The organism is Candidatus Andeanibacterium sp. (genome assembly GCF_057143545.1).
In genome coordinates, this window is sequence record NZ_DBNHSF010000039.1 from 1 (window position 1) to 17336 (window position 17336).

A 17336-nucleotide genomic window follows, 5' to 3' on the forward strand; every position below is an offset into this window, starting at 1 on the left:
CCTGCGGCGCTTGCCACCTCCCCTCCCAGGGGAGGATCGGGTGAGCACTGCTTCCATCGCCTGGTTCGGCGAGGTCGGGATCGCCGACCGTCCGACCGTTGGCGGCAAGGGCGGCAGCCTTGGCGAATTGACGGGTGCCGGGATCGCTGTCCCACCGGGCTTCGTCGTCACCACCCATGCGTTCGAAGAATTCCTCGCCGCGCTCGAGGCGCGCGAACCGGTCCGCGGCAAGGTCGAGGCGCTCGACCACACCGATCTCGGTGCCGTAACCCGGCTTTCGGAGGAGCTGCGCCGACGTGTGATCGAAGAGGCCATGCCGGTCGAAGTGGAGCAGGCGATCCTCGCCGCCCATGCCGAACTGGGGGCAGCCCAGGTCGCGGTCCGTAGCTCGGCCACGACCGAGGATGCCGAAGACGCCAGTTTCGCCGGGCTGCAGGATACCTTCCTGTGGGTGCTTTCGCCCGAGGACACGGTCACCCGCGTGCGCGAATGCTGGGGCAGCCTCTACTCGGTCGAGAGCATGACTTATCGCCGCAAGCATGATTTCCCCGAGGATGGCGTGGCGATGGCGGTGGTCGTCCAGCAGATGGTCGATGCGCGCTGCGCCGGGGTGATGTTCACCCGCAGCCCGACCACCGGCGACAAATCGGTGATCACGGTCGAGGGCGCCTGGGGCCTCGGCTCGGCGGTCGTCTCCGGCGAAGTCACGCCCGACAAATGGGTGATCGGCAAGATCACCGGCGAGATCCAGCAGCGCGACATCTCGCACAAGCATGCCAAGCAGGTGCCGGCGGAAGGCGGCGGCATCGTGGAGGTCGAACTCGAAGCCGGCGAGGCCAATGCCCCTTGCCTGAGCGACGACGATCTGCAGGCCTTGCGCGATGTCGGGCGCCGGATCGAGCGCCATTACGGCAAGCCGCAGGATATCGAATGGGCGCTCGACAAGCAGGGCAGGATCCTGCTGCTCCAGAGCCGCCCCGAGACGGTCTGGTCGGCCAGGGACGCGGCCCCGGTCGCCGCTCCGGTAGCCAATCCGATGGCGCATGTGATGAACATCTTCGGCGGGAAGCGATGATCTTAACCGCGAAGGAAATCGCAGAAATCACGAGGCTGCTCGACGAGAGCCATTTTTCGGACCTCAGGCTCGAGGTGGGCGAGTTCAAGCTGCGCATCCGGCGCGGAGGGGCGTCGCCGCGCAGGGAACGCAACGAGGATGGCGTCGAGCTGGTCGATATCGCGCATCCGGCCACGGCGCCCGAACCTGCGTCCGCCGCCCCCCGGGCGACGGGAGGGCCTGGCGAAGGCGAGGTCGACATTCCCGCGCCATTGCTGGGCAATTTCTACCATTCGCCGCGGCCCGGCGACCCGCCCTTCGTCGAAGTGGGCAGCCGGGTCACCGAAGACAGCACGATCGGCATTATCGAGGTGATGAAACTGATGAACCCGATCCGCGCGGGCGTGGCGGGCACGGTGATTGCGCTGCTCGCCGAAAACGGCACGGCGGTCGAAAAGGACCAGCCGCTGGTCCGGGTAAAGGTCGGCTGATGGCCAATATCCGCATCGTCGAAACGAGCCTGCGCGATGGCAACCAGTGCCTGTGGGGCGCACTGGGTGTCGATACCGCGCGCACGCTGACGATCGCCCCCGCCATGGAGCGCTGCGGCTTCAAGGCGATCGATTTCACCACCTCGACCCATATGGGCGTGGCCGTGCGCTACAAGCAGGAGGATCCGTGGGAGCGGATCCGCGGCATGGCCGATGCCTGCAAGACGACCCCGCTGCAATTCCTCTCGACCGGGTTCCGCTTCATCGCCTGGGAGACGGCCAGTCCCGAATTCATGGAACTCGCCTTCCGCACATTGTCGACCAACGGCATCCGCCGCTTCGCGCTCGCCGACCCGATGAACGATGCGAAATCGAACGTCGAAGTGGCACGACTGGTCAAACGCGCGGGCGGCGAACAGGTGGTCGGCGCGCTGGTGTTCTCGATCAGCCCGATCCACGACGACGCGCATTATGCCGAAGCAGCCCGGCTCATGGCTGCGAGCCCCGATATAGACGCGCTCTACATCAAGGATCCGGGCGGGTTGCTGACCAGTAAACGCGCCCGCACGCTGATCCCGGCGATCATGGCCGAAATCGGCGACAAGGAGCTCGAACTCCATTCGCATTGCACGATCGGCCTGGCCGAACAGGCCTATCTCGAAGGGGCAGAACTCGGCGCGAGCACGATCCAGTGCGCCAGCGGCGGCGCGGCGGACGGAACGTCAAACCCGCCGATCGAGCGGATGATCGCCAATCTGCGCGCGATGGGGCACTCGGTCGAGATCGACGACGAGGCGGTCGCGGAAGTCAGCCGCTATTTCACCGCCCTCGCCGAAGCTGAGGGCCTGCCCACGGGCCAGCCGATGCCGTTCGACGCGGCCTATTTCCACCATAACCTCCCCGGCGGGATGGTCGGCACGATGCGCCGCCATCTGATCGACCAGGGGGTGCCCGAACTCGAAGCCGCCGTGATCGAGGAAATGGGCCGCGTGCGCGAGGAGCTCGGCTGGGTGATCGTGATGACGCCGTTCGCCCAGATGCTGCAAACCCAAGCGGTGATGAACGTCACCGGCAAAGAGCGCTGGGGTGTGATCCCCGACGAAGTGATCCGCTTCGCCTTGGGCAAGTTCGGCCGCCCGATCCAGCCCGTCGAGCCCAATCTGATGGACCGGATCATGGCCAATCCGCGGACCAGGGAATTGCTGGCCGAGCCGCCGATGGCCGAACTGTCCGAATTGCGTCGCAAGATCGGCGCGAACCTCTCGGACGAGGAATTCCTGCTGCGCGCCACCATGCCCGCAAACCTGGTCGATGCAATGCAGGCAGCCGGCCCGGCGGAACGGCATTACGATCCGCAGACGAGCGGGGTGATGGCGCTGGTCAGGCAAGTGCTGGCAAGGAAAGACATCACCGAACTCACCGTCGAGAAAGACGGTTTCAAGCTCGAAGTGGAAGCCTGATGGACCCGTTTTCGTCGCAAATATTCCCCCTCCCCCTGGAGGGGGAGGTCGGGAAGAGGTGTACCACACCCGCGGATGCTGAACCCCCACCCCCTCCCCGACGGGGAGGGGAGCCTCAACCCAACTGGACGAGTCCCGGCCAATGATTGAATTCGACGAGCCGCTCGGCCCGGAACACAACCGGGTCGCACGCGGGGTGATGTTCGATCTCGATGGGACGCTGATCCTCTCCAACCGCTCGCTCGGCGAATACAAGGTTCTACCGGGCGCGGTCGAAACGCTCGAGGCGCTCAAGACGCGCGGCATCCCCTATCTCGCGCTGACCAATGGCAGCGCCTATCCCGCCAGTGTCCAGGCCCCGCGCCTGCGCAGCATCGGCCTGCCGATCCCCGACGAAAACCTGTTCACTCCCAACAGCGTCGCCGCGCATGTCTTCCGCGAGCGGGCAATCGGGCGTGTGCTGGTGCTGGGAACGCAGGGCGTGGCCGATGCCCTGAACGGCGACGGGATCGCGACCTGCGTTCCGGGCGAAGACGGAGCCGAGAGTGCCGACGCGGTCTATATCGCCTGGCACCCCGAGTGCACCATGCCCGATATACACGCCGCCTGCGAAGCGGTGCTCGCAGGCGCGTCTTTCTTCACCGCTTCGGACGTGCCGTTCTTCGCCACCCAGCAGGGGCGCAGTTTCGGTTACAGCTGCGCCATCAGCGGCGCGATCGCCCGCGTCACCGGCAAGGAGCCCGAAGTCACCGGCAAGCCCTCGCTCCATGCGATGCAATTCGTTGCGTCCCAGCTGGGCGTCCCCATGAACGGGGTGATGGTGATTGGCGACGATCCCAAGGTCGAAACCGAGATGGCGCGGCTCGGCGGCGCGATCGGGATCGGCGTGACCACCGGCACAACCTCCGCGGAGGAATGGGCAAGCGCGCCTCCGGAACGCCGCCCGCATCGGGTGATCGACCGGATCGATGAAATCCTTGCTATGGGCCTGTTCGGCTAGAGCTTCGCGCTTCCCGAGCTCCATTTGACGCTGACCTCGATGCCCTGCCCGACCGGCAGCAGGGCGGTCTGCATGTCCGGCTTGGCCCGGATCGCATCGCGCAGCGCCCTAGCATTTGCGCGCGCACCTTCGGGGTAGACCATGTTGTCGCTGGCGACGATCGCCTCTTCGGAGAGCTTGGGATAGACCGCTTCGAATCCCGCGACATAGAGGTCCTTCCAGATATCCAGGAGGACGAAATCGAACGGACCGGGATCGGCATCGACGATTGCGATCGCATCGCCGCAACGGAATTCGACATGGTCAGCCAGTCCGGCCCTTTCGAGCATCGCCGCGGCATAGGCCTGCTTCTCGGCGACCAGGTCGACGGTAACCAGCTTCGCCCCGCAAACCCGCGCGGCATCGGCGAGGAACAGGGTCGAATAGCCATAGCTGGTCCCGAGTTCGAGCATGCGGGCCGGCCTGCGCGCAATCGCCAGCGAATGGAGCAGCCATGCCGCTTCCTCGCCCACCGGCAGGAGGAACTCGTCGCGACTTGCACCGGCTTCGGAAGGCGCGAGCCCGCCCAGCCGGATGCGCTCTTCCCCGTGCCGCGCGCGATATTCCTCGAACACCGCAGAGACCTTGGGATCGTCAAAAATCATCTTGCCTTGACCCTCACCTGCAACTGTCACTCGCCATAGACCGCCTGTGTCCGGGTGTAGAAGTCCCGGTTCCAGCGGCCGTGCTCGGGAATGCCGTAACCCGAATTCTTCCACCCGACGAAGGGGCCTGCGGGCGAAAAGGCGGGCCGGGCCTGGTTCAAGAGCAGCATTCCGGCCTCGGCCTCGGCGAGGAACCGGGCCTGGGCCTCCTTGTCGTTCGAGAACAGCGCACCGAGCAGTCCCATTTCGCCGCGATTATGCTCGGCAAGGGCAGCATCGAGGTCGTCGGCCTCGACCAGCGCGACGACCGGGCCGAACAGTTCCGTTCCGAGGATCGGCGAGTCTTCGGGCAGTCGCGCCACGATGGTGGGCAGCATCCAGCACCCGTCTGCGCTGCAATCGGTCGGCACCGACCCGCCGGTGAGGATTTCGGCGCCCTCGCTGGCCGCTCGCTCGACCAGCGCCAAAAGCTCCTGCTGCCTGGCCCTGGAAATGAGCGGGCCGACTTGCGTTTCCGGGTCGGCGGGGTCGCCGGTCTTCAAGGCCAGCGTGGCGGTACGCAGCAGCTTGGCGAATTCAGCGTAGGCGGATCGTTCGACGATCACCCGGCGGATCGCGGTGCAGCGCTGCCCGGCAAAGCTGAACATGGCCGCGGCAAGCTCTTCCGCCGCCAGCGACAGGTCGGCATCGACAAGGACGATCGCCGCGTTGTTTCCGCCAAGCTCGGCCTGGACCGGCCGCATCAACCGGCCGCACCGCGTCGCGATTTCCCGGCCGACCTTGACCGAGCCGGTGAAGGCGATGGCCGCCAGACCGGGCGCCTCGACCAACGCTCGTCCGGCGTCTGCGCCGCCCGTCACCAGTTCGACCAGGTCGCCGAGTCCAGCTTCTTCGAGGCTTTGTTTCAAGGCCCGGGCCATAGCGGTACCTTCCAATGCGGGCTTCCAGACCACGCAATTGCCATAGGCCAGGGCGGGCGCGAGCTTGCTCACCGGCATGGCGAAGGGATTGTTCCACGGGGTGATGATCCCGACGGTCCCGAGCGGCCGGTAGCGGATGCTGCGCCCCTCTCCCTGCTCGAAATCTTCGAGCGAGCGGCAGCAATGCTCCAGCAGCGCGAGCGCATACCCGATCTCGCCCTGCACATCGCGAAGCGGCTTTCCGACATCCCGAACGAGCATCGTAGTCCAGTGGTCGCGCGCAGCATCGAGGATCGCATGCCAGGCAAGCAGCCGCTCCCGTCGTTCCTGCAGCGGCCTGGCGGCCCATTGCTTCTGGCGATCGTTCAACCGACCTGCCGCACCCGACACCTCGGCCCAGCCCGATGCCGGCACTTCATGGAGCACCTTGAACCAATCCTTCGGGTCGCGATGTAGGAAGACCGGCCCCGCTTGCGCGGGCTGCGCCGAGAACCCTGCGACAATATCCATGATCGATGCGATGTCGAGGCAGCGAACCGCGCGCTGGCCGAGCCAGTCGAGCGTCAATGCGGCATGGGCCGGATCGTAGGAGCCGATCCCGTCCAGCGCGAGCAGGACCTCGAACCCCTTGCCGTAGGCGGTGACGGCCGTGGTGCGGATGCAGGCATGGGTATGTACTCCGCAAACGACCAGCGCTTCCACTCCCAGCTCGCGAAGCATGCTTTCCAGTTCGGGATTCTCGAACCCGTCATAGGAGCGCTTGGCGACAACCGGCTCATTCCCGGCCGGCGCAAGATCCGCGGGTGCATCGGCGCCATTTGTGCCGTCGATGCACATGCGCTTCCCGGCTTGCCGCCAATGCGGCATCGCGTCCGAGAGATCGGCGGCAATGCGGGTCTGGACGTGAACGACCGGGCGGCCCTGGCCGCGAAACCAGCCCAGCAGCTCGGCAATCTTCCGGGTCAGCGTGGCCGCGTCCGGTTCAAGCTTCGGGTCGGCCAGGAAATCCCGTTGAAGATCAACCAGGACCAGGGCGACCCTGCCTGTCACAAGACCTTGCCCGCCAACTGCCTTTCCAGCTGAGCCATGAGTTCTTCGCCAAACGCCCTGGTGCCGAGAACTTCGCTGTTCGGCGTGGCGACATCCCTGGTGCGCTTGCCGGTCTGCAGCACCGCGCGAACGGCAGTCCTGAGTTCCCGGTCGGCTTCGGGCCAGGCAAAGCTTTCGCGCAGCATCATGCCCAATGACAGGACCTGTCCAATCGGGTTGGCGATATCGTGCCCGGCGATGTCGCGCGCCGCGCCATGACCGGTCTGGTAAACGCCATTGCCGAGATCGTCGAAATTGCCCGAATAGGAAAGTCCACGCGAAGCGAGCAGAAGTGCGGCGCAGTCCGCCAGCACATCGCCGAACATGTTGGGCGAGACGATCACATCGAACTGGCCGGGATTGGCGATCAGCTGGTAGACGGCATTGTCGATTTCGAGCTCATGGAGTTCGACGTCTGCCTCTTGCGCCGCGGTCTCTGCGCATTGCCGCCAGAGGTCGGAGATCGACGGTACGCCGCCGGGCTTCAGGACCAGGTGGAGTCTGCATCGCCGCGAAGCCGCGAGCCGGGATGCCACCCCGAGGATGCGACGGACATCGGCTTCGCGGTAGCTGAAGCTGTGACTGGCCGTGGCTCCGTCTGGCGAGTCCGAATAGTCCCACTTGCCCTGGTAGACCCCTCCCATATTCTCGCGAACGGCGATCATGTCGGCCTGGGCGACGACCTGCGGGCGGACCACGCCGGAACCGGCCAATTCCGCCAGCGGCTCGATCGGCGTGAACTTGCAGTACAGGCCGAACTCCTGGCGCAGCTCATAGACAAATCGCTCGCCGCCAGGGCCACAGAACAGCGCTCCGCCGTCGCGGAAGATTTCGCGCGCAAATTCGGTCACTTGCGGGGACAGGCTGCGACCGCACACTTCCTTTGCCGGGTAGCCGATCGCGCCACCGGTCCGGATGTCGAAACGGCGGCTGCTGTTGGCCTCGAGGATCCGGAGCATTCCGAGCGCGACGGGAACCACTTCCGGTCCGACACCTTCGCCGTGAAGGGCGCCGATCACGTGGATCCTGCCAGGGTCGAATATCCTGTCTTCTCCGCCCAGAAACCGGGAAAGACGCGGACGCAGCGCTTCAGTCATCATGTTCGTTTCCAGCATCGCGCCTTGCCTCTCAGGAGTCCTGGAGTTGCCGCTGCTTGCCCCTGGGCTTGACGGTTTCCGCCAGCCTTCGGGCAAATGTCGATCTCATCACCTTGCCCATCGCATTGCGGGGAATCCGTTGGACCCGCAGGACGACAAAGTTGAGATTCTTCGGGAGCTTCGCGGCGCATTCGGATTTGAGGTAGTCCTGATCGACATCCTTGTCGCAAACCACCGCAATCGCCAGCAAGTCCTGCGAATCGAGCGGAAGCGAAAGGGCGCAAATGTCCTCGACGCCGGACAGTCCGGCCAGCGAATTCTCTATGTCGAGGGCCGGCAGCTTGGTCCCGGACACGTTGATCGTATCCGACATCCGTCCGGCGATCGCTATCAGGCCATCCTCATGGATCACTCCAAGGTCCCCCGGGTAGAACCAGCCATCGCGAAACGAACTTCGCGCCTGAGGTTGTGCCGCGCCGGCATATCCATCCGACATGACGTCGGTCTTGACGCGGACCACGCCGACCGTGCCCCTTTCAGCGGGCTTTCCGTCCTTGCCGATGACTTCGAACTCCGCCCCCTTGACCACAAACCCAACCGACCCGGGGTGTCGGTCGACATGCGAAGCATCGCCGGTAGCCACGCTGCCAGTCTCGGTCGAGCCGTAGCTGGTCATCACGGTCCCAGCGACGCGCTTCCTGGCGGCATCGCGCAAGAGCGGCGGGAGGCGGCCACCGAAGAGCTTGAGCACCCTGCCTTCCCGGCCGGGAATTTCCCCTTCGACCTGACCGAGAAAGCCGCGGAACCGAAACGGCGAGGCAATCACCAGCGTCGAACCCGCCATCGACTTGACCAGCCCGCTGCCTTTATCGCCATCCGCCGGAAGGATGACCGATCCCCCCGCCTGCCAGACCGCCAAAGGATAACGGAAGCCCGCGGTGGTCGGAAATCCGAGCAGCGGCAGCAGGCAGGTCGATGGCCCGAGTTCGTCGATTTCCCTGATCTGGGCCAGGCGCGCGGCGATCATGCTAGAATCCCAGAGCACAAGTTTGGGATTTCCGGTCGTGCCGGACGTCTTCAACACCCTCCCTGCATGTTCCTCAACTGTCTCCAGGGGCTTGTCGTCCATCGAAATGCCGAGCTGTTCTGCAAGTGGCGCCAGGGTTTCGGGAGCAAAGGCAAGCTGCTTGCCGGAAAAGCCCCGATGCGGCTTCCAGTTGCCGAGCCAGCCGACCGCGGCCTGGTTGGGGCCGAGTGCGGTCCTTACAGCGGCGCCTGCCGCAAGCGAACCGGTCGAATGGACCAGGCCGGCGCGGATTGCGCCAAGATGCGCGATCCAGTCCCAATAGCCCGGGCGGCCGATGTCACTCGGGTGAATGCTGATACGCATGCCCGGCTCCAGCCCGTTGCCGGAGAGCCAATTGGCCATTGCGTCGATATCTCCGCAAAGCCGGCCATAGGTGAGTGCGTCGTCGCCGACCACAACTGCGACTTGCTCCGGCTTGTGGGAGAATAGTTGTTTCAGAATAGACACTTGATACTCAATTCGGCCTGGCACCTGGATTGGGGCATTTTCTTGGGTGATCGGAGGCGCGATTGCAAGCTAAGATCAAGCCAACTTGCCCGGCAGGGTATATTGCTCGTCCATGCGCCGCTCATAAGTGCTTTTCCAGTCTTCGGCCGGCGGCACAAGAAACTGGTCGCCATGCCTTCGGTAGGCGTCGGGGGCGTCCGCTCCGGGCGGACGCGTTCCCTTCCGTTCCAGCTCCTTCGCCGAACCCAGCAAGCTTCGTCGCATGCGGATGATCGCGGCATCGGAAGCAGAGAGATGTTCCCGTGTCCGGTCGACAATCGGACCCATGCTTTCCTGCATTGCCGCATCCTGGACCGGGGTACCATCTTCCATCCCGCTGAAATTGACCTCTCGCTGCCGCTCGCGGTCGATCAGGTAGTCGTTGGCCTCACGGGCAAAGAAGCGGCCACGGCCATGCCATCCGTCATCGTCGGGCAGGAAGCCGCTCTTGCCCACGCGCCCCCGATGGCCAAGCCTGGTCTCTTCGTCGAGGTCCTGGCGGTCGCTCCAATTGGCTTCCCAGACCATTGTGTGCGTGTCGTCCATCGGTACCCAGATCTTCAGCCGGTTAAGGCCGTTATAGGCAGGAACGCTGGTATAGAACGGAAGCTGGAACTGCGTGACGCGCCAATATTCACCGTCTTCGGGCGTTTCCCTCCTCGCGCCATACATCACCCCGATCGGCGTATCGACGACTTCGAGCTCCGGCTGCCGGTCGAGGGCCACGATCGCACGCAAGGCGTCCTTCCCATCATTGTCCACGAAGCGATCGGATTTGGGGTCCTGCGAAAAGTCGCGATGCAGGAAGCCCAGATGCGAGGAGTCGAAGTCCCCCTCCATCGCCTGGACCCAGTTGCAGTGTCGCATGTATTTGAGCGTCGTCTTGCGTCGCGGCTCTGCGGTCGCCCAACCCAGCGAGGGTAGCGCGGGGGCGGGGCCATCGCCGAGATAGGCCCAGACAATTCCCCGCTCTTCGCGGCACTTATAGGCACGCGCCCTGACCTTGGTGAGCAACGGGCAGCCGGGTGCTTCGTTCGGAATGTCGATGCATTTGCCGTCCACATCGAATTGCCAGCCATGATAGGCACAGCGAATGCCGCCTTCTTCGTTACGGCCGTAGAACAGCGAAGCCAGGCGGTGAGGACAATGGTGATCGAGCAAGCCGATCCTTCCGGCTGTGTCCCTGAACGCAATCAAGCTCTCGCCCAGCAGGCGGACGCGTATCGGACCTGCTCCGGGCTCGGAGAGTTCATGCGAATAGAGCACCGGAATCCAGTAGGATCGCAACAGCGCGCCCATCGGGGTGCCGGGTCCGACCTGTGTGAGAAACCGGTTTTGATCTTCGCTCAGCATTCGACCTACTCAATCAGAAAGCCGCTCAGGCCGGCCTTTGCATTCGTCCAATTTCTCTGGATCGGCTTGCGATCGGGGATGTCCAGGTTTCCACCGCCAGGCAAGGCGGCATGGCCACCGGAACAGTTAGCAAGCTTCCCTGAACAGCAAAAGGCCCGGAGGTTTCCCCCCGGGCCCTTCGCTTCGTGTCGAACCTTCGGTTCGGCCGGGCTTACTGGCCCGAACCCGGACCGTAGGTGATTTCGACGCGACGGTTCTGCAGCTCGCGGACACCATCGGCAGTCGGCACCCGCGGATTGGCTTCACCGAAGCCCTCGCTCGAGATCCGGTCGCCCGGGATACCCTTGCCGACCAGGTAAGCTTCGACCGAAGCGTTACGCCGTTCGGACAGGCCGATATTGTACTGCACGGTGCCCGACCGGTCGGCATAGCCGGCCAGCATGATCGGAACGCTCTCGCAGTTGCCATAGGCCGAGACCGCTGCATCCAGGGTAAGGGCTGCTTCCGGCGTGATGTCCGACTTATCCCAGTCGAAGAACACGATGTACGGGCCCTTGTTGCACACCGGCGGCGGAGGCGGCGGCGGAGGCGGCGGCGGAGGCGGCGGAGGTGGCGGAGGCGGCGGCGGGGGCGGAGGCGGCGGCGGGGGCGGCGGCGAACCACCGAACTCATGCCGCAGCGTGATGCCACCCGAATGGACCTCGTGCTCTTCGGCCATCCAGCCCTCATAGCCAAGCTTCAGCGACGTGTTGTCGGAGACCCAGGCCGTGATCGACAGCCCCGCGACAATTGCGTCCTCGCTGCGATGCGGAGCGATGACAGTGAAGGTCGAACCCGGTGCGTTGGCATAGGACGCCGAGAAGGCTGCCGGATCGTCGTCGAATTCGTGACGCCAGCCAACCTTCGCCTCGGGAACCACGCCACCGAGGTTGCCCGAAAGCTTCAGGCCCAGTTCGGAGGTGAGGTAATCGTCCTTGCTGTCATGCACGGTGAGCAGACCCGGATGGTTGCCACCCTCGGTGAAGCTTTCCAGCTCCGCCGAGACATAGTCGAGACCCGCATACGGGGTAAGCGCGGCGCCGCCCAGGTTGAAGCGGTATCCGGCCTCGGCCCCGAGCGCCCAGATGTTGGAGTCGACCTGGGCAGAGGCCACCCCGGTGATCGTGCCGACGGCGATGCCGCGGACCGAGTCACCCTGGAGATCGGAGTAGCTGACAGCGCCCTTGATGTACCACTGGCCCGGATCATAGGAGCCATAGGCACCGATCTGGAAGCCATCGGAGTCGATGTTGCCACCCCACCAGTCGAAATCGCCCTCGTTCTTGACGTAACCGCCGCCGAGGCCGAGCACGGCGTGCTCGCCGACCGTGACGTCGAAGCCGAGTGCGGCATACCACTGTTCGGCATCGTACCCGGTGGCATCCGCGAGCGGATCGCTGTCGATGTCTTCCTTGCCGTAATTGACGGTGCCCCAGATGCCGGCGTCGTTTTCACGACGGCAGCTGAGCGCATCGTTCTCGAGCTTCATTGCGGCGCACTCGCCCATGTCGGCGAGGATGCCGTTGAAGCGGTTGCCCATCCAGCCGAGCGACGACAGGTAGGTTGCATATTGCGCGCCATGCAGCGTGCTGAGACCCGAGACGTACTGCTCTTCGGTGAGCGTGAACATCTCGGCCAGCATGTCGGCGAAATCGCCGGTCATCATCGGGTCGTAGATGTCCTCGATACCGCCTGCGGCAGCCGCCTGGTTGGGCGTCAGGCCGAAGCGGGCATCGTCGAACGGTACGCGGGTGATGCCGAGATCGACATTGTCGTCGCCGTCATAGATGTCCTCGAGGTCGAGCAGGATGCTGTTGCTTACCGCACTGCCGAAGGTACCGGTCAGGTCGTTGGCATCGATCACATTGTCGAAGAAGTAATCGTCAGCATAGAGCCCGTTATAGCTCGAAGGACGGATCTCGATGACGCTGGCCGCGCCGAGGCTCGCCGTATCGGTGAAGATCTGCTGATACGGGCTGTAGTTGTTCGGCTCGTTCGGCAGCTCGAGCGCGAGCGTACCATTAATCACGAGGCTTTCAACCGAGCCACCCGCAGGACCATTATAGGTCGCAGCAGGCTGATCCGGATTGTCGCGCAGGTAGAGCGTGCCATCCGCGGCAACGGTCAGCGAACCTTCGAGCACATCGTCAGGATTGATGATGCCTTCGAAGGACGTCTCGCCGCCCGAAACGGTGATCGCGTCATCGTCCGAGATTTCGATGTTGCCCCACAGGCTGCCACCACCAAGCAGGTTGATGTTGACCGCGTTCGGCGCGTTCTGGGTGTGGATGTTGTTGCCCCACTGGATGGAGCCACCGCCATCGAGGCTGACACCGGCCCACATTACGCCGCTGTTGTTGATGGTCATCACATCGCCGGTGGTCGGCGTGGCGAAGCCGGGTCCGGATTCGACCAGGATGCCGGTTGCCGCACCGGTTGCGGCGCCGCCGCTGGCTTCGGCGTAGACATTGAGTACGCCGTTGTTGCTGACGACCAGGTTGTTGACATCGCTGGTGAGGCGCATGCCCACCGCCCAGACGACCGCCGAATTATGCGCATCGTCAGTCGTGCCGGTGCCGGTGCCGCCGGTCGCGAAGGCCGAGACATCCATATGGACATCGTTATCGATCGTCCCGCTCAGGCCCGAGCCGAAGAAGTCGGAAAGATCGATACCGGTCGCATAGGCCAGCGCGTCGTCGCCCGCGGAAGCCGAAGCCACCACCTGGAACAGGCCGGAGTTGGAAAGGGCAATATTGTTGAAGTTGCCAAATCCTTCATAGCCGGTCGCGAGTGCGACGGCGTCGGCATTGGCCGGGCCGGACGCAGTGGCGTTCGCCCCCACGTAGACCGAGCCGCTGTTGCTCATCGTCACATTGACGGGAGCGCCGAAGCCAATCTGGCCCATACCGATTGCCGATGCATAGGCTTGGACGTTGCTGCCGCCATCCATGCTGGCATTGGCCGAGACCGTGAAGGTGCCGCCATTGTCGATCGACAGCGAACCGTTGATCAATGGCAGGGCTGCCGTGCCGCCCGTGGTGTTCGAGACGAAGTCCCACACGAACTGGTTGATGCCGTAGACGAAAGCGTTTGCATCGCCCCACTCGTCCGAGCTCACCGCGGTCGCGCTCGCAGCCGCGTAGAACCAGCCGCTGTTGTCGACAGAGACGTTCGGCGCGCTGCCGAAGGCGTCCTGCTGGACAGCGTAGTTCACTGCCGAAGCCTCGGCCTCCGCAGGGTTGCTGGCGAAGGCCGCCGCGACGAAGGACATCGTGCCCGAGTTCTCGATGACGGCGTTAGATCCGATCACCTGCTGGTAGATACCGGCATCGGACAGGAAGCTGCCGATCGTTGCGTAAGCCGAAGCCGTGCTGGTCGTGCCGGTTGCATTGGCAAGCGCCGAGACTGCGATCACTCCTGCGTTCTGGACGATCGCGAGCGATTCGGTGCCGCTGGCAAACTGCTCGATACCGTCCGAGACATAGGCCCAGGCATCTGCCGAAGAGCCATTGGCGTTGGCCGAAGCGAACACCTCGATCAAGCCATTATTGACGACCGAAGCCGTCGCCGGGCCGCTGTTGGCGTCAACCTCCTGATGGATGCCATTCGCAGAGGCCGTGGCATAGGCATAGCCGAGTCCGACCGTGGAGGTCGTAGCCGCGGTTCCCGTGCCGTTGACCACGGTCGAGGTGTTGGTCGCATTGGCGACCGCCCCGATGCTGATCGCACCACTGTTATTGATCGATGCCAGCGCCGAATGACCAAGGGTCGTGGTCCCGGTCGGCGTCGCCAAAGTAGTCGTCGGCGTGGTGAAGGTGCCATTGGCACTGGCAGACTGCCAGATGCCCCAATTGAGCTGCGCCTGAGCGCCTGCGCTGTCGGAGCTTGTATTCACGGCATTGGCGCTGACCAGCACGCTCAGCGTCGCGGGATTGAACACAGTCGAGCTTCCGGTCGTGGTCGTCGTAAACCCGGAATTGGTCAGGACAACGCTGGCATCGCCATCGGCTGCATAGGCATATTGTTCAATCCCAGCACCCGACAAATCTGCCGAAGCGTAGGCCTGGGTCGCCCCATTGGCATTTGCGATCGCCGCAATGTCGATCGCGCCGACATTGTCAACCAAGGCCAGGGCAGAATCATCCGCGCCATAGGCATAGGCTGTCTGGTCGATGCCATCGTTAATCGAGGCATAAGCCGATGCCTGGCCTGTCGCGGCGGTCGCATTGGCCAAGGCATGGATGTTGAGGCTGGTCGGGCTGGTATTGTTGATCGTCACCGAAGCCGCGCCATCATTGGCATAAGCATCCTGCTCGATCGCATCGTTGTCGATATCCGCGCGAGCGAAAGCATCGCTGGTCGCGACCGCATGAGCATCCGCCAGGATGTTCAGCGTGCCGTCATTATCGAACAGGGCATGTGCGTCGCCACTGCCCTCATTATGGGCCACGGCGTACTGATCGATCACGGCGCCTTCGCTTGAGGCAAGATTTGCATAGGCTTCGGCACTCGAACCCGACGCATCGGCGGCCGCAGTGATATTGAGCCCCGCACCTGCACCGTTCGCCAAGGTTACAAAGGCGGAACCGGTTTGAGCAGAAGCGGACTGGTAGATCGCAGTTTCGATCCACGCAGCGGCAGTTGCCTGGGTTCCGGCATCGGCATTGGCGAGTGCCGCGATGTTGATATTGCCGGTATTGGTGATGCTCGCATGGGCGTCAAAGCCGAACGTGCCGGACGCCGTCGTGTAAGTGCCGTTGGCTTCTGCATACTGATCGATGCCTGTGTCGATCGACGCATAAGCCTGGGCATCGTTGGTCGTGCCCGTGGCATTCGCAATCGCCTGTATGTTGAGTGAAGTCAGGCTGGTGTTGGTCAGCGAGACATTGGCCGCACCATCTTCGGCATAGGCATATTGATCGACCCCGTCACCGGTGATGTAGGCCTCGACATAGGCCTGCGTTCCAATGCCGTTAGCCAAGGCCGAGACTGAAACCGATCCGTCATTATCGAGGCTGACGGTCGCATTGCCGTCATTGCCGCCATAGGCAAGCGCCACCTGAACGATGCCGTCATCGATCCAAGCACGGGCATCGGCAGAACCGGTACCGACGACAACCGTCGAAGTCGTCGCCGTGGTGCCGGTACCGTTGACCGTGGTGAAGGTATAGGTCGCCGCAGCATTGGCGATCGCCGCCACGCTGATCGACGCGTCGGTCGAGTTGGCCAACGAGACCGTAGCCGCACCCGATTCAGCCGAAGCATACTGCATGATTCCGGCATTCGGCACGGTGTAGTCGGTCAGGGCGATGGTCGCATAGGCAAAGGCATCGGACCCTTCGGCGCTGGCGATCGCGTGAACGCCAAGAACCCCGTCATTGGCAATCGATGCCGAAGCCGAGGAATTGCCGATCACATACTGGCTGACGCCATTGTCCGTGATATATGCCCCAGCACTCGCAGATTCCGCAGCATCGGCTGCTCCATGGGCCAGGATGTTCAGCGAACCGGTTCCAACCGAAAGGTTGGCCGAGGCGATGTCACCAAATGCCTGTTGGCCCACGCCAATCTGGATCAAGGCAACTGCATCGGCCTCGTCGTCTGCGGCAGTCGCATTCGCAAGGGCGCTAACGTTGATCGAGCCGCCATTGGTGACATACTCGTGCTGATTCTGGTTTACGTTGACAACCGCGGTCGTGCCAGTTCCCACCGTCGTCGTGGTCGTGGTCGTGGTCACCGCCGTGAAGTGGTTGGCGATCGAGGCGAGAGCGGATCCACCCGAGGTGTCGGCATGGGCTTCCTGCCAAATGCCATAATTGATCCGTGCACCGGCACCGGCATCAACCCAGGTTCCGGCACCGGTCGCATCGGCGTCGGCCAGAACCGAGATGCTGCCACCATTGACCAAGTGGATGGTCGAGACGCCGTTATCGCCCGACACAACGTCTTGATAGATGCCGGTCGCCATGCCTGCCGAAGCATAGGCGTCATACTGAGTGCCAGGGCCAAAGCCCGGACCGTCGGTGGTCACACCGCCGGCATGGGCGATCGCGGACACCTCAAGCGAACCATTATTGTAGATTCCCGCCGAGGCGGCACCGGAAGTACCGGTCTCGACAGCGGTCTGGTTGATGCCCTGGGAGAACGCCGCCTGGGCAAGAGCGCCCGACGCGCCACTGGCGCTCGCATCCGCGCCGGCATAGAAGGATGCCGTGGTGTTCGGAACATCCGATGCGGACATCTGGAAGTGGCCGTTGGTCAGGTTGACCGCCGCGCTGCTCGAGGCGAGGGCAAACTGTTCGACAACCGCACCCTCGTCGACGAATGCCTGTGCCACGGCAATCCCCGTGGAAGCGGCCGCATCGGCTTCGACACCGACATTGAACACGCCATTGTTCGAAATAGCAGCCGAAGCGCTGTTGCCGAGAGCGAACTGCGAAATGCCAGCGTCGCCGAATACGGCAACCGCAACGGCCTGGCTCGTACCATTGGCAGTGGCGTGCGCATTAATCGACAGCACGGCCGGCACGGTGAAGGTGTTGGTGTTGGTATTGGTGTTGGTGTTGGTAACCGCGGTCGTGCCGGTGCCCACCACGGTCGTGGTGGTGGTGTAGGT

At 63.7% G+C, this 17336-nt stretch carries 10 protein-coding genes; 4 read left to right on the top strand and 6 right to left on the bottom strand.

All coding sequences use genetic code 11. The features are described 5' to 3' along the window. The first annotated feature begins 40 nt into the window (after nucleotides 1-40). The 4 genes from AC16XC_RS02390 to AC16XC_RS02405 all read left to right on the top strand — a co-directional run bounded on the left by AC16XC_RS02390 (nucleotide 41) and on the right by AC16XC_RS02405 (nucleotide 4005). Nucleotides 41-1075: a PEP/pyruvate-binding domain-containing protein gene (locus tag AC16XC_RS02390; RefSeq protein ID WP_484033035.1), complete on the top strand. Its 1035-nt coding sequence runs from the start codon at nucleotides 41-43 to the stop codon at nucleotides 1073-1075. Beyond that, on the top strand, nucleotides 1072-1545 hold the full coding sequence (locus AC16XC_RS02395; protein ID WP_484033036.1) for an acetyl-CoA carboxylase biotin carboxyl carrier protein: 474 nt from the start codon (nucleotides 1072-1074) through the stop codon (nucleotides 1543-1545). The genes AC16XC_RS02390 and AC16XC_RS02395 overlap by 4 nt, the downstream gene beginning before the upstream one ends. After that, on the top strand, nucleotides 1545-3005 hold the full coding sequence (locus AC16XC_RS02400) for a biotin carboxyl carrier protein (protein ID WP_484033037.1): 1461 nt from the start codon (nucleotides 1545-1547) through the stop codon (nucleotides 3003-3005). Before AC16XC_RS02395 ends, AC16XC_RS02400 begins: the two co-directional genes overlap by 1 nt. 142 nt (nucleotides 3006-3147) lie before the next feature. Next, nucleotides 3148-4005, top strand: coding sequence for an HAD-IIA family hydrolase (locus AC16XC_RS02405; RefSeq protein WP_484033038.1), 858 nt, complete (start codon nucleotides 3148-3150; stop codon nucleotides 4003-4005). Here the strand turns inward: AC16XC_RS02405 and AC16XC_RS02410 are convergent. The 6 genes from AC16XC_RS02410 to AC16XC_RS02435 form a co-directional block, all read right to left on the bottom strand. Next, nucleotides 4002-4649 carry an O-methyltransferase gene (locus tag AC16XC_RS02410; RefSeq protein WP_484033039.1) on the bottom strand — a complete coding sequence of 216 codons (648 nt, stop codon included), beginning with the start codon at nucleotides 4647-4649 and terminating at the stop codon, nucleotides 4002-4004. The genes AC16XC_RS02405 and AC16XC_RS02410 overlap by 4 nt on opposite strands. Before the next feature lie 26 nt (nucleotides 4650-4675). Next, nucleotides 4676-6619 (bottom strand): aldehyde dehydrogenase family protein, encoded by a 1944-nt coding sequence (locus AC16XC_RS02415; RefSeq protein WP_484033040.1) that lies wholly within the window; start codon nucleotides 6617-6619, stop codon nucleotides 4676-4678. Further along, complete coding sequence (locus AC16XC_RS02420; protein WP_484033041.1) at nucleotides 6616-7773, bottom strand: isocitrate/isopropylmalate family dehydrogenase; 1158 nt, start codon at nucleotides 7771-7773, stop codon at nucleotides 6616-6618. Before AC16XC_RS02420 ends, AC16XC_RS02415 begins: the two co-directional genes overlap by 4 nt. Nucleotides 7774-7786: 13 nt before the next feature. Next, nucleotides 7787-9289, bottom strand: coding sequence for a class I adenylate-forming enzyme family protein (locus AC16XC_RS02425; RefSeq protein WP_484033042.1), 1503 nt, complete (start codon nucleotides 9287-9289; stop codon nucleotides 7787-7789). A gap of 75 nt (nucleotides 9290-9364) precedes the next feature. Next, nucleotides 9365-10681 carry a Rieske 2Fe-2S domain-containing protein gene (locus tag AC16XC_RS02430; RefSeq protein ID WP_484033043.1) on the bottom strand — a complete coding sequence of 439 codons (1317 nt, stop codon included), beginning with the start codon at nucleotides 10679-10681 and terminating at the stop codon, nucleotides 9365-9367. A gap of 211 nt (nucleotides 10682-10892) precedes the next feature. Next, nucleotides 10893-16961 (bottom strand): autotransporter domain-containing protein, encoded by a 6069-nt coding sequence (locus tag AC16XC_RS02435; protein ID WP_484033044.1) that lies wholly within the window; start codon nucleotides 16959-16961, stop codon nucleotides 10893-10895. Between the last annotated feature and the right edge of the window lie 375 nt (nucleotides 16962-17336).